We start from the raw sequence: 12,604 nt of genomic DNA, 5'->3' as shown, positions 1-12,604 counted from the left end.
GTGATGTAGCAGGCGCTCTGTTTCGGACGTATTTCCGCGGAGTGTGCGGGCAATGAACCTGTCGATGCCCGATACTCCTGGCGAGCGGCCTTTCTCCAGCGGCCCACAGCGGATGCTTCGGAACGCAAGCCGCGGAGCGGCCCCTGTCTCGCGCGCTACGCGGCGCCGGACGGCGCCTCTGGCGAACCGTGACGCCGGCGCAGCAGGAGGTTCTCTCCCAGCGCCCACATCTCGCCCCCGTCCCCGCGCACCTCGAACAGGGTGGCCCACGTGCCGGACGCCTCGCCTCGCCAGGTGTGGCCGCCGTCGATGGAGCGCAGGAGCACGCCGCTCCCGCCGCACGCCCACAGCGCGCCTGCGTCGTCTCCCCAGAGGCTTTTGAGGCTGCCGGAGACCTGGGCCAGCATCTCCCAGGTCGCGCCGCCGTCGCGAGAGCGCAGCACGTCGCTGATGCCCAGTCCGCCGGCGACGAAGAGCTCATCCCCCCTGCCCCAGATCGCGCACAGATCGCGGGTGCTGCCGCTCTCCACAGCTGCCCATGAAGCGCCGTCGTCGATCGTGCGAACGATGGTGCCGCCGGAGCCCACCGCCACGGCGCGCTGCTCCGGCCCTGCCCAGACGGCGCGGAGGCGCGGCTCGCACGGGATCTCCAGCGCCAGCCATCGTGAGCCGTCCGCGCCGATGCGGCAGACCCGGCCATCGAGGACGGCGAAGGCCCTTGTCGCGCCCTGCCCGTGGACCGAGGCCCCGCCAGGATTGCCTGTCACTTCCACCCAGTGCCGCCCGCCGTCATCGGACCGGATCTGCGAGATTCCCTCGCCGACGGCCAGGATCGTCTCGCCGCTTCCCCACACGGAGATCAGCGCGCCGGCGTCCTCCACGGTGCTCCTCTCCCAGGTCTGGCCGCCGTCGTGGGTTCGCGCGATGGTGCCGCCGTCGCCCACCAGCACGACCCTCCCCTCGCCTTGCACCCAGAGACTCCGGAGCTTCCCTCGGACTGGCACCTTCTCCCAGGGGCCGTCGAGCGGCGCGTCCCCTCCCTGGACTGGCACCTTGGTGAAGCTCTTGCCGCCATCGAGGGATCGGGCGGCGGGGCCGTCCCCCACACACCAGATCGTGCCCTGGTCATCGCCCCACGCGGCGAACCGGTGCTGATCGGACTTGAGCGCGGTGCGCGTCCAGGTGCGGCCCTCGTCCTGGCTGACCGCCAGGATGCCGCTCTCGCCGGACGCGATCACGAGGCCCGTGGAGCCGAGCCAAAGCGCCTTGATCGAGCGCCCGGTCCCGGTGGAGTGCGACTCCCAGGAGGCGCCCCCGTCCCGGCTCGCGTGGGCATGGCCGTCGCCGTCGCCAACGATCACGAGCCCGCCTCGCGCAGAGAGCGCCCGGTGATTCCGGCCCGGGATCTTGTGGCGCGTCCATGTCGCTCCTTGCAGGGTGCCGAGCTGCCCTTCGAGCGCGAGCGCGAGGAAGCGGCCCTCGGCGTCGACCGCGGCGGCCTCCAGGCACAAGTCTCCGAGGCTCGGCCCGGCGCTCCACGTCTGGCCGTGATCGCCGGAGCGGAGCACCGTCCCGCCGAGCCCCACCGCGATGGCCTCGCCGTCGTCGCGCAGCGCGACGCCGCGCAGGTCCGCGCTTGCGCCGCAGCTCACGTCGGACCAGCGCCGCCCGTCATCGCTCGACGCCAGCAAGGTGCCGCTCTGTCCGGCGGCGATCAGCGCAGGGCCGGCGCCTGCGAGCGCGCTCAGACCCTGGCGGACGGGCGTCTGCACCCTTCTCCAGCGCTGGCCGCCGTCCTCCGACCGGAGCACGTGCCCCTCAGATCCCACGATGACGAGCAGGTGGCCTCGTCCCCAGACGGCGCAGTGTCGGATGCTCATGCCAGCCACCATAACAGGCCGGTGCACCGGGGGCGCTCGCGATCGTGTTCGGGCGCCCCGCGCAGCCGGCGAAGGCATGCGAGTGTCGACATCGTCGGTTGGCAACGGAGGTGGTCGTCCGACGTCTCATGACCTCACCACAAGGAAATCGGCGTGGGGACGGCGGCGTGCACCAGCTCCCCGACATCCGACATGAGCGTGGTCAGATCTCACCGGGCTCCTTCCGGAAGAAGTGGCCGTGCAGGAGCTGCCCGTTCGCCGGATCTCGGTGATAGTTGTACTTGAAGCAGCGGTTGGGGCAGCTCACATCAAACAGGCTTGGCGAATCGTGGACGCTCAGCACCGCCGAACACAAGGGGCAAACGGCCTCCACGCCCTCGTGCTTCGCGATGCGACCGCAGAGGTGCTGGATATGCCGACCTTCCGCCAAGTATCGATCGCGGCGCGCGGGAGTCCAGAGGTAGAGCGGCTTGTTCCCTCTTGCGGAGAACGCCCTGGCCCCCGCATGGAACACCAGCTCAACCTTGATCGTATCATCGCCCGATGAACGATGGAATGCGAACTCGAACTCATAGATGTCGCGAACCGCGCTGTTCGGACCGCAGCACCTTTCCTCGTCGTAGGCCGCCACCAAGGTCCCGCTCGTCGACTCGAAAGGCTGTTCGACCTGTGGCAGCAGTTCCTTTTCCAGAAATGCGCCAAGCGCCTCCTTGAACTCCGGAGTCATGGCTCGCGAGTGGTAAGCGCTCGCAAAGGGGCCGAATTGAATGTCGGCGAACGCAGGATGCATCTTTGATCACCAATACCAGCGCTCAGCGGCGGGCGCCAGAGCGACGGCGAAGCCCGCAGGCTGCGGAGTGAAAGCGGCCCCTTTTAATACACGGATAAATTGTTAATACAGCGTCACTTTTCCAGGAGGGATGCGGATCGCGTAAGGTGTTCGATGTCAGCCGGCGCGTGCAGCGTGACTGTACTGCGGAACCGTTGGTGCCACGGGCCCTTCAACGGGCGTCACGTGCGTCGGAGCGAGCGGTCAGGTGTGTCGGAATGCCCCGCCCGGCGGGCCGGAACGCCCCGTCATGTCCCCTCGGAACGAGCCGTCACGTGCGGCAGCGCAACGCAGCAGGTGGCATGCTCCGTGCTTGCTTCTCACGAGCGTGACCAATTTTAACGATTCACCAAGAGGCCTAGTGCACGCCGACGATGCCTGCAGAGGCTCGGACGCGAAGGGACGGCCGCCGGCGACCGCGTACATCAACCGCATTGCCACGGCCGTGCCGCCGCACGACGTACACTCCTCTTTTGTCGGCTTCGCGAAGACGCTGTTCAGCGATGAGCGCAGCCGCGCGCTGTTCGGGCGGATGGCGGACAAGGCGCAGATTTCACACCGGTTCTCCGTGCTGGCCCCGAGCGTCGACGTGGGCGGCGCCTCGGTCGACGCGGGGCGGTTCTACCTGCGCGGCAGCTTCCCCACGACCGCAGACCGCATGCGTTTGTACGAGGAGCACGCGCCGGAGCTCGCCGCGCAGGCCGTCTCCGGCCTCGACCTCGGGACCACGGCGCGCCGGATCACCCATGTCATCGTGACGTCGTGCACCGGCTTTTTCGCGCCGGGCATCGACCAGGCGCTCGTCGAGCGCTTCGACCTCGATCCATCGGTCGAGCGCACGATGATCGGCTTCATGGGGTGTTATGCGGCGATCAACGCGCTGAAGCTCGCGCGGCATATCGTAAGGTCGGCGCCCGGGGCGCGCGTGCTCGTGGTGAACGTCGAGCTGTGCACGCTGCACCTGCAGGAGACCATCGCCATGGATCAGATGCTGTCGTTCCTGGTGTTCGGCGACGGCTGCGCCGCGGCCGTGGTCAGCGCCGAGCCGATCGGGCTCGCGATCGACCGGCTCCACGCCGTCGTGGTGCCCGGCACGCGCGAGCTCCTCACGTGGAACATCCGCGACTCCGGCTTCGAGATGTTCCTGTCCGGCCGCGTGCCGGGCGCGATCGACCGGGGGCTCAAGGCCGCCGCGGGCGAGATCCTCGACGGCGCCGCGCCGGGCGAGATCGACCTGTGGGCGGTGCACCCCGGCGGGCGGTCGGTGCTCGACGCGGTCGAGCACGCGCTCGATCTCGGGCCGGCCGCGCTCGCGGCGTCGCGCGACGTGCTCGCGCGCTTCGGCAACATGTCCTCGGCGACCATCATGTTCGTGCTGCAGTCGATCATCGCTGACGCGCGGCCGGGCATGCGCGGATGCGCCATGTCGTTCGGTCCAGGCTTGACCGCCGAGACAATGCTGTTCCACGCGGACTAGACCGATGAGCGCCCCGGACTTCTCGCGTCGATCCACGCTCGACGAGCTGATGGATACCGAGCCCGTTGGATTCGAGGAATTCCGCGCCTGCCTCGTCGATCTGGCGCTGGTCAACCGGCTCACGCTCGCTTACCGGCCGACGTTCGCGTTCCTCGAGCGCCTCGTCGCGCGCGGCCTGCCCGAGAACCGTCCGCTGGAGGTGATCGACGTCGGCAGCGGCTACGGCGACATGCTGCGGAGGATCGACGCGTGGGCCAGAGAGCGCGGCATCGCCGTCTCGCTCACCGGCGTCGACCTCAACCCGTGGTCGCGCCGGTCGGCCGCCGAGGCGACCCCGCCGGGCCGGCCGATCACCTGGGTCACCGCCGACGCCTTCGCCTACGAGCCGCCCGGCGGCGTCGATGTCGTGTTGAGCTCGCTCTTCACGCATCATCTCCCCGATCCGCTGGTCGTCCGTTTCCTCGCCTGGATGGACGCGAAGGCGCGGCTCGGCTGGTTCATCAACGATCTGCACCGCCACCCGCTGCCGTATCACGTCTTCCGCCACCTCTCGCGCCTCGCAGGCTGGCACCGCTTCGTGCAGCACGATGGGCCGGTGTCGATCGCCCGCGCCTTCTCGGCGAGCGACTGGCGGCGCCTCATCGCCGAGGCCGGGCTCGATCCGCGCGCCGTCGAGGTTCGATGGCGCGTGCCGTTCCGGCTCACCGTCGGGAGGCTCAAGGTCCCGTGAACGACGCTGTCGTCGTCGGAGGGGGCCTGGCCGGGGCGGCGGTCGCGCTGCTCCTTTCGCAGGCGGGGCGCGAGGTCGCGCTGATCGAGCGCGAGGCCTGCCCGGCGGACAAGGTCTGCGGCGAGTTCCTGTCGCGTGAGGCCGCGCTCTACCTCGCGTCGTTCGGGCTCGATCTGCGGGCGCTCGGCGCGGTGCCGATCGAGGCCGTGCGCCTGGTCGAGCGCGATCGGATCGCGGCCGCCGCGCTGCCGTTCTCCGCGCTCAGCCTGTCGCGCCGCGTGCTCGACGAGGCGCTGCTCGCGCGCGCCGCGGCGGCGGGCGCGTCGATCCGGCGGGGCGTCCGGGTCCAGGCGCTCACGCGGGCGGGCGCGGGCTGGGGGGCGCGGCTCGAGGACGGCACCGCGATCGAGGCGCGCGCCGCGTTCCTCGCGACCGGCAAGCACGACGTCCGGGGCCTGAAGCGGCCTCCTGGGCTGCAGGACGATCTCGTCGCCTTCAAGCTGCACTGGCGGCTGTCGCCGCGGCAGGCGGCGGAGCTCGACAGGCACGTGGAGCTCGTGCTGTTCGAGGGCGGTTATGCCGGGCTGCAGCCGGTCGAGGGCGGTCGGGCGAACCTCTGCCTCCTCGTCCGCAAGAGCCGCTTCGCCGCGCTCGGGCAGCGCTGGGACCGCCTCCTTTGCGCGATGCGCGAGGGGTCGCCGCACCTCGACGCGCGGCTCGCGGGCGCGGAGCCGTGCCAGGCGCGGCCGCTCGCGCTCTCGGCGATCCCGTACGGCCATGTCCAGCGCCGCGCGGACGGGATATGGCGCCTCGGCGATCAGGCGGTGGTCATCCCCTCCTTCTCTGGAGACGGCATGTCGATCGCGCTGCACAGCGCGCGGCTCGCGACCACGGCGTACCTCGAAGGGGCGAGCGCGGAGACGTACCAGCGTCGGCTCTTGCGCGACGTGCTCGGGCAGGTGCTGCTCGCGACCGGCCTCTCTCACGGCCTCGTGCGGCGGCCCGGCCAGGCGGCGCTCGGCGCGGCGGCGCGCCTTTGCCCGGGCCTCATGGCGGCCGTGGCCGGGCTCACGCGCGTGCGCGAGGCGGCGCTCGTGCGTGGAGGGCTGCCGCTCGCCGCGTCGAAGGGCGGGCTCGTGAGGGCCGCGACGCCTCGCCGTGAGCGCCGGAGTCCAGCCTGAGGCAGCGCGGCGCTCGGTCCTGCCGGAGGGGCCGCCGCGGTGCGCTCAGACCTCCTGCGCGCTCTCGACGATGCGGTGCACGAGGCCGTACGCCTGGGCCTCGCGCGCCGTCATCCACAGGTTGCGCTCGGTCTCCTGCGCGATCTTCGCGGGCGCCTGCCCCGTCGCTTGCGCGAAGATGCGGTTGAGCCGCTCGCGCGCGGCCATGATCTGGGCCGCCTCGATCTCGATGTCCGACGCGGGGCCGCGCACGCCGCCGAGCGGCTGGTGCAGGAGAAAGCGCGTGTTCGGGAGCGCGAACCGGTTCTCCCGCCGCGCGGCGACGAAGATCAGCGCGCCCGCGCTGGCGACCCACCCGGTGCCGATCACCTTGACCTCGGGCCGGATGAAGCGAATCACGTCGTGGATCGTGTCCCCCGACTCCACGTGCCCGCCCGGCGAGTGGATCAGGATCCGGATCGGCGCGTCGCCATCCTCGCTCGCGAGGGCGAGGAGCTGCGCGGTGGTCGCCTGCGCCAGCTCGCTGGTGATCTCCCCGAAGATCAGGACGGTCCGGCTCCTCAGCAGGCTGCTCTGGACCTTCTCGGACAGCGCGCGGGGGTGCGGCTCTTCGTTCGGCGTAGAATCGAGGCGCGTCATGTCCCCGAGCTTCCGGCAGCCCTCGCCCGCGCGCCATGACCGCGAGGCGCGGAGTCATGCTCGCGCGTCTCGATCCGCGAGCGAGCGCTGGACGAGCGGCCTCGGCGGGGGCAACCATGGAGTATGGCGGACGAGATGGAGCGGCTGCTCCCCCGAGGCGTGGTGGTCTCCCGGCATCACGGCCCTCCTGGCGCGCCCTGGCGTGCGAGCGCGGGCGATCCGCCGAGCCTCCACGTCGTCGTGCAGGGCGCCTTTCGCCTCTCGCAGGACGGCGTGTGCGCCCTGGAGCTCGACGCCGGCGACGTCGTGCTCCTCGGGTTCGGCCCGCGCGGCGCAGGGCCCCGCGAGCAGAGCCTTTGCTGCGTCGCGCCGCCGCCGGGGCGCGCTCCCGCCGAGGCGGAGCTGATCTCGGCGACCTACGCCGCCGCACCCGGCGGGGCGCTCGCCTCGCTCGCGCCCGTGATCCACCTGCCTGCCGGCGAGGTGCGACGCTCGCCGGGGCTCTCTGCGGTCGTGGGCCTGCTGCGCGCGGCGCTCGCGGACGCTTCCCCGGGGCAGGCCCAGCTGGCGCGCGCGCTCCTCGAGCCGCTGCTCGCCTACGCGCTGCACTGTCACGAGCATGCGCGCGAGGGGCGCGAGCCGCGCGCGCTCGACCGGCGCGGCGCGCGCGCCTTCGACCGTCGCGTCGCGCGCGTGCTCCGGCTCATGCAGGAGAAGCCGGCCGAGCGCTGGAGCGTCGAGGCGCTGGCGAAGGCGGCGGGCCTCTCCCGCGCCGCGCTGGCGCGGCGGTTCCTCGCCGAGCTGGGGGTCCCGCCGCTCCGCTACCTCGCCGAGCTCCGCATGCAGCGGGCGGCCGAGCTGCTCGCCGAGAGCGACGGCTCGCTGGCCGCGGTGGCGGCCGAGGTCGGGTACGACTCGGAGTTCGCGTTCAGCCGCGCGTTCAAGCGGCACATGGGCGAGGCGCCGGGCGCGTTCCGCCGGCGCAGCCGCTCCGAGGGGGCCGCGTTCCGCCTGCCGCCGGTCCGCGCGGCGGCGTGAGCGCATCGCCTGGGCGGGTCTGCCGGTCGCCAGGAAATCTTTTCGAGTATCGTCCTCCCCGATGTCGAGAACGCCGCCTGGACTCCGACTCCTCCGTGAACGCGCCCCCGATGCGGGGCGCGCACGCTGAAAGGGAGCTGACGATGAAATACGTCCTGATGATGCACGTGCCGACCAGAGAGCCCTACCAGTTGATGAGCTGGCCGCCGAAGGACCTGCAGGCGCACCTCGCGTTCCTCAACAGCTTCAACCAGAAGCTCCGTGAGTCGGGCGAGCTCGTCGGGATCGAAGCGCTGACCGGGCCCGACCAGGCCAGGCTCGTGCGCGCCGGCAAGGACGGCAAGCCCATCACCGACGGCGTGTTCCCCGAGGCCAAGGAGTTCCTCGCCGGCTTCTGGATGGTGGACGTCGGGAGCCCCGAGCGCGCCTACGAGCTCGCCGCGCAGGCGTCCGCCGCGCCCGGGCCCGGCGGCGAGCCGCTCAACATGGCAATCGAGGTGCGGCAGGTGATGAGCGGGAGCGAGCTCCCCAAAGAGCTCTTGTGAGCTCACCCGCGCCGAGCGGGCGGTTCCGCCCTGCAACCTCAGCGCTAGCGCTTGCATCGAGCCGCTGACCTGGCTACGTCGGCGCCTCCGTGACTCCCGCCCCCTCGCCCTACGGTGTCCTAGGCCACCTCGACGTTCCCTTCGGCCTCGGCCTGCTCCGGCTGGCCACGGAGGGGCGCCCCTCAGAAGAGGACGCGACAGCCGTCATCCACGTTGCCCTCGATCAAGGCATACGCCTCCTCGACACCGCCGACTCCTACTGCCTCACCGACCGCGAGGTCCACTATGGAGAGCGCCTCGTCCGCAAGGCGCTCGACGCATGGTCCGGCCCGCGCGACGACGTGCGCGTGATCACCAAGGCGGGCCTCAGCCGACCCAAAGGGCGATGGGTCCCGAACGGCAGCCGCGACCACCTGCGCCGCACGATCGAGGGCAGCCTGAAGGCGCTCGGCGTCTCGCGGATTTTCATGCTCCTCCTCCACGTGACCGACCCCAGGACCCCCCTCGAAGAGAGCCTCGCCGCCCTCGCCGAGCTCCAGAGAGAGGGCCTCATCGAGCACCTCGGCCTCAGCAACACCTCCATCGCAGAGGTCCGCCAGGCCGAGCGGCATTTTCCGGTGCGGGCCATCCAGGAGGAGCTGAGCGTCCTCGATCGCGGCAGCGCCGCCCGAGGCCTCTTCGAGCTCGCCAGGCAAATGGGCATCCCGTTCCTCGCCCACCGGCCGCTCGGCGGTCACGCCAAGGTCGATAACCTCCTCAAGAACCGCGCGATCAAGCCCATCGCCGCGCGGCACGGCATCACGCCTCAGGAGGCGGCCCTCGCGGCCTTGCTCGATCTCGGCCCCCCAATCGTTCCCCTGTTCGGGGCGACAAAGCGGGAGAGCGTCGAGTCCTGCTTGCGCGCGCTCCGGGTTCCCTTTGGCGCGCGCGATCGAGCCGACCTCTCGAAGACCAGCTTTGCGCCCGCGGCCGATGTGCTGGCCTCGGTCGCGCCCCCCGTGGTCCCCGCCGGCCTGCGCAAGCTCGAGCCCGGAGAGGGCCCCGGCGATGCGCCCGAGGTGGTCGTGGTCATGGGGATTCAAGGGGCAGGCAAATCGTCGGAGGTCGCCCGCTACACGGCCAAAGGGTACGCGCGCCTGAACCGCGATGAGCTCGGCGGCACGCTCGACGGCGTGGTCAAGAAGCTCGGGGGGCTGCTCTCCTCGGGGCAGACGCGGGTGGTCCTCGACAACACGTACGGCACGCGCGCGTCGCGTTATGCGGTGCTCCGGATGGCGCACGCGCACGGCGTGCCCGTCCGGTGCCGGTACCTGGCCACGCCCATCAACGAGGCCTACGCGAACGTCGTCCTGCGCGTCCTCGAGCGCTACGGCAAGCTGCTCGGGCCGGAGGACATGAGAGCGCTCGGCAAAGAGGATCCCAACCTGCCGCCGCCGCAGGCGCTCTCGCGGTGGGCCGCGAATTTCGAGGCGCCGCACGCGGATGAGGGGTTCTCGGTGGTCGAGGAGATCCCGTTTGCCCGGCGCGTCGATCCGCTCTTCACGGGCAAGGGCCTGCTCCTCGACGTCGACGGCACGCTGCGAAAGACGAAGAGCGGCGAGATCTACCCGCGCGACCCCGACGACGTCGAGCTCCTGCCTGGTCGGCGCGCGGTCCTGGAGCGCTGGGTCAACGACGGATACACGCTCTTCTTCGTGTCGAACCAGAGCGGCATCTCGAAAGGATCGGTGACCGAAGAGGCTGTCCTGGCCGCGTTCTCGCGGACGATCGAGCTCCTCGGCCTGCCCGTGGCCGAGGTCGTGTACTGCCCGCACCCGGCGTTCCCGGTCGGCTGCTTCTGCCGCAAGCCCCTGCCGGGGCTCGGGGTATCGCTGATCCAGCGCCATAAGCTCGCGCGAGAGCACCTGGTCATGGTCGGCGATATGGAAAGCGACCGGGAGTTCGCGCAGGCGCTCGGGGCGAAGTACATGAAGGCCGAGGAGCTCTTCCCGGGCGAGTGAGCGCCGCCCGCGCTGCACAGGCTCCTGCTCGAGCGCGGCGCCGTTCCGACGACCACGTTGTTGAGGACGTCGAGCTCCGCGGCCCTTGCCCGCCATGCCGATGCGGATGTCCTCGGGCGCGCCAGGCGCGCAGCAGCTCCTGAGGACCTGGGAGTGTAGTTACGATGTCGCGGGGAGCCAACGGGCCTCCGCGAGCAGCGTCTGATCGCGCTGCGGCTGATTCATGAGCGCGATCAGCTCGACCATGGCGCCGTGGAGCTCGCGGAGCTTCTTTCTGCAATATGTGTATTTTGCACAAATTTTCTTGACGCTTCGAAAGGGACGACTATATGCATAATACACATATACAAAACGCAGTCGAACAAAACATGGCTCCTTACCAAGCGCCCGGCCCCTCCGCTCGTGAAGGATCCGGCTGCCCGGAGGTCTCATGCCTGCTTCAACACGTTCGCGTGCCGTCGTCCGAGTCTCGCTGTCCGCCCGCACCCTCGCCCTGCTAGCCGCCGCCTCGTTCACCGGCTGCTCCGGGGGCGACGAGACCACGGAGCCGCAGGCTGCCGGGAGTAGCCCCACGTTCCACAAAGACGTCGAGCCCATCCTGCAGAAGAGCTGCATGGGCTGCCACTCCGCGGGCAATATCGCGCCCTTCAGCCTTACCGCGTACGACGATGCCAAGGCTGTCGCGGCGCTCATGGTCCAGACGACCAAGGCGGGCACGATGCCGCCCTTCGCCGTGCGTGACACGGACGAGTGCTCGACCCGTCACGCGTGGAAGGGCGACATCCGCCTCTCCGACGAGGAGATCAGCACGCTGGAGGCCTGGAGCAAGGCCGGCACCCCCAAGGGTGATCCGAAGGACGCGCCCGCCTCGTTCGTGCCGAAGAGCCCCGGCCTGCCGGGCATGACCCTCGAGGTTCATCCGAACGAGCCCTACGTCACCTCCGGTGAGCAGGACGAGTTCCGCTGCTTCGTCATCGATCCCGGGCTCACCGAGGACCAGTACCTAAACGGTATACAGATGGTGCCCGGCAACCACAAGGTCGTTCACCATGGGATAATCTCCATCGATCCGGAGGGGAAATCCGCGAGCGTGGCCGGCCCCGACGGGAGCTTTCCGTGTGGCGCCGGCGAGGTCGCGAATGGCGTGGAGATCGGATCGCTCCAGATGCTCACAGCCTGGGCTCCCGGCACCGACCCGGTCGATCTGCCCGAGGGGGTGGGTCAGCTGATCCCGAAAGGGTCGCTCCTCATGATGCAGATCCACTACCACCCCGCCGGCACGACGGCCGACCCGGACCTGACGCGCATCCAGCTCAGGCTCACAAAAGAGAAGCCGAAGTACGGCTTCCTGTACCACCTGCTCGGCAACTTCGATGATCCGGTCGGTGAGTTTGGCTTCGGGCTGCTACCCGGGCCGGGCGACAAGAACGGCGTCGAGTTCCTGATCCCCGCGGACAGCAAGGATCATGTGGAGACGCAGCAGTTCACGGTCCCGGCCCCGGGCTCGCCCGGATCGGAAGAGATGCCGTTCCCGCCGGGCACGCGCATCTATGGCGACTTTCTGCACATGCACTACCTGGGCTTCGACGAGAAGGTGACGGTCACGCGGGCGAACGGCTCACCCGATCAACCCAAGGAGGAGTGCCTGGCCCACGCGCCGAAGTGGGAGTTCGGCTGGCAGCGCTCGTACTCGTACGACGCGCCCATCGAGACGCTCCCGACGCTCGAGCCGGGCGATGTGCTCCAGATCCGGTGCACGTACAATAACTCGACGGAGAACCCGTACGTGGTCAAGGCGCTCAAGGAGGCGAATATGATCTCGACGATCGACGTGACCTACGGCGAGGGGAGCACGTTCGACGAGATGTGCGTCGCCGGGCTCTCGCTCGTGTACCCGATGCCCTGACGGGAGCCGCGGGCGACGGGGCGGCGGAGGGCGCCCGTCGGGCCACACCGGAGCCCGCCTCAGCGGGGAAACAGGCGGAAACTACGGAAGTCGCTTCTGTTTCCGGCGACCGCTCGGTATCGACCGGTTTCTCTGGCGGGACGATTCCGCGGGGGCGAACCGTCGCGAGCCGTCGCCTGCCCCGGGATTTGTGGCGGCCGTCGACCGTAGGCCGAGCTCTTGCGCCGCACATTTGCGATCGATGGCCAGACCAGCGCCCGGACGGGCAGGTGTGCCCACGGCACGCCGATGCGCCCCACAGCGCGCTCGGCGCCGCCCGGACCACGCTCTTTCGACCCAGGACCGAGCCATCACGACGCTCGCCGTCCCACCCTTTAGG

The 12,604-nt window shown here is 70.3% G+C and carries 10 protein-coding genes and 1 pseudogene; 7 read left to right on the top strand and 4 right to left on the bottom strand.

The window, feature by feature from the left end; translation table 11 throughout:
• Positions 1–155 precede the first annotated feature (155 nt).
• Together WME90_RS06785 and WME90_RS06780 are read right to left on the bottom strand one after the other, a co-directional pair.
• Positions 156–1,880 carry a WD40/YVTN/BNR-like repeat-containing protein gene (locus WME90_RS06785; RefSeq protein ID WP_437280252.1) on the bottom strand — a complete coding sequence of 575 codons (1,725 nt, stop codon included), beginning with the start codon at positions 1,878–1,880 and terminating at the stop codon, positions 156–158.
• Between the two features lie 202 nt (positions 1,881–2,082).
• Entirely contained in the window at positions 2,083–2,670 is a 588-nt protein-coding gene (locus tag WME90_RS06780; protein WP_437280251.1) for a hypothetical protein, read from the bottom strand.
• A gap of 400 nt (positions 2,671–3,070) precedes the next feature.
• On the opposite strand from WME90_RS06780, the gene WME90_RS06775 reads away from it, so the two are divergent.
• The 3 genes from WME90_RS06775 to WME90_RS06765 are packed head-to-tail and all read left to right on the top strand — an operon-like array spanning position 3,071 to position 6,097.
• Complete coding sequence (locus WME90_RS06775) at positions 3,071–4,186, top strand: type III polyketide synthase (protein WP_437280250.1); 1,116 nt, start codon at positions 3,071–3,073, stop codon at positions 4,184–4,186.
• Between the two features lie 4 nt (positions 4,187–4,190).
• Positions 4,191–4,916 (top strand): methyltransferase domain-containing protein, encoded by a 726-nt coding sequence (locus WME90_RS06770; protein ID WP_437280249.1) that lies wholly within the window; start codon positions 4,191–4,193, stop codon positions 4,914–4,916.
• On the top strand, positions 4,913–6,097 hold the full coding sequence (locus WME90_RS06765) for an NAD(P)/FAD-dependent oxidoreductase (protein ID WP_437280248.1): 1,185 nt from the start codon (positions 4,913–4,915) through the stop codon (positions 6,095–6,097). The genes WME90_RS06770 and WME90_RS06765 overlap by 4 nt, the downstream gene beginning before the upstream one ends.
• A gap of 45 nt (positions 6,098–6,142) precedes the next feature.
• Here the strand turns inward: WME90_RS06765 and WME90_RS06760 are convergent, their stop codons facing one another.
• The gene (locus tag WME90_RS06760; RefSeq protein ID WP_437280247.1) at positions 6,143–6,736 is read right to left on the bottom strand and encodes an ATP-dependent Clp protease proteolytic subunit; all 594 of its coding nucleotides are present in this window, start codon (positions 6,734–6,736) and stop codon (positions 6,143–6,145) included.
• 123 nt (positions 6,737–6,859) lie between these two features.
• Here WME90_RS06760 and WME90_RS06755 point away from each other — a divergent pair, with 123 nt between their 5' ends.
• The 3 genes from WME90_RS06755 to WME90_RS06745 all read left to right on the top strand — a co-directional run bounded on the left by WME90_RS06755 (position 6,860) and on the right by WME90_RS06745 (position 10,319).
• The gene (locus WME90_RS06755; RefSeq protein ID WP_437280246.1) at positions 6,860–7,774 is read left to right on the top strand and encodes a helix-turn-helix domain-containing protein; all 915 of its coding nucleotides are present in this window, start codon (positions 6,860–6,862) and stop codon (positions 7,772–7,774) included.
• 143 nt (positions 7,775–7,917) lie between these two features.
• The gene (locus WME90_RS06750) at positions 7,918–8,319 is read left to right on the top strand and encodes a YciI family protein (protein ID WP_437280245.1); all 402 of its coding nucleotides are present in this window, start codon (positions 7,918–7,920) and stop codon (positions 8,317–8,319) included.
• A gap of 89 nt (positions 8,320–8,408) precedes the next feature.
• The gene (locus WME90_RS06745) at positions 8,409–10,319 is read left to right on the top strand and encodes an aldo/keto reductase (RefSeq protein ID WP_437280244.1); all 1,911 of its coding nucleotides are present in this window, start codon (positions 8,409–8,411) and stop codon (positions 10,317–10,319) included.
• A gap of 183 nt (positions 10,320–10,502) precedes the next feature.
• Here the strand turns inward: WME90_RS06745 and WME90_RS06740 are convergent.
• A pseudogene (locus WME90_RS06740) lies at positions 10,503–10,654 on the bottom strand (MarR family transcriptional regulator); the annotation flags it as partial.
• A gap of 95 nt (positions 10,655–10,749) precedes the next feature.
• Here WME90_RS06740 and WME90_RS06735 point away from each other — a divergent pair.
• Positions 10,750–12,225, top strand: a complete 1,476-nt coding sequence (locus WME90_RS06735; RefSeq protein WP_437280243.1) for a hypothetical protein — start codon at positions 10,750–10,752, stop codon at positions 12,223–12,225.
• Positions 12,226–12,604 lie beyond the last annotated feature (379 nt).

Source organism: Sorangium sp. So ce375, from assembly GCF_051473855.1.
In the GTDB taxonomy this organism is placed as follows: domain Bacteria; phylum Myxococcota_A; class Polyangia; order Polyangiales; family Polyangiaceae; genus Sorangium.
The sequence above is the reverse complement of the archived record's forward strand: the minus strand, read 5'-3'. Positions and strand labels throughout refer to the sequence as shown.

Coding starts and splice junctions, on each gene's coding strand:
- WME90_RS06770 (WP_437280249.1), top strand. CDS start 4,191: ATGAGCGCCCCGGACTTCTCGCGTCGATCCACGCTCGACGAGCTGATG.
- WME90_RS06760 (WP_437280247.1), bottom strand. CDS start 6,736: ATGACGCGCCTCGATTCTACGCCGAACGAAGAGCCGCACCCCCGCGCG.
- WME90_RS06735 (WP_437280243.1), top strand. CDS start 10,750: ATGCCTGCTTCAACACGTTCGCGTGCCGTCGTCCGAGTCTCGCTGTCC.
- WME90_RS06750 (WP_437280245.1), top strand. CDS start 7,918: ATGAAATACGTCCTGATGATGCACGTGCCGACCAGAGAGCCCTACCAG.
- WME90_RS06780 (WP_437280251.1), bottom strand. CDS start 2,670: ATGCATCCTGCGTTCGCCGACATTCAATTCGGCCCCTTTGCGAGCGCT.
- WME90_RS06785 (WP_437280252.1), bottom strand. CDS start 1,880: ATGAGCATCCGACACTGCGCCGTCTGGGGACGAGGCCACCTGCTCGTC.
- WME90_RS06755 (WP_437280246.1), top strand. CDS start 6,860: ATGGCGGACGAGATGGAGCGGCTGCTCCCCCGAGGCGTGGTGGTCTCC.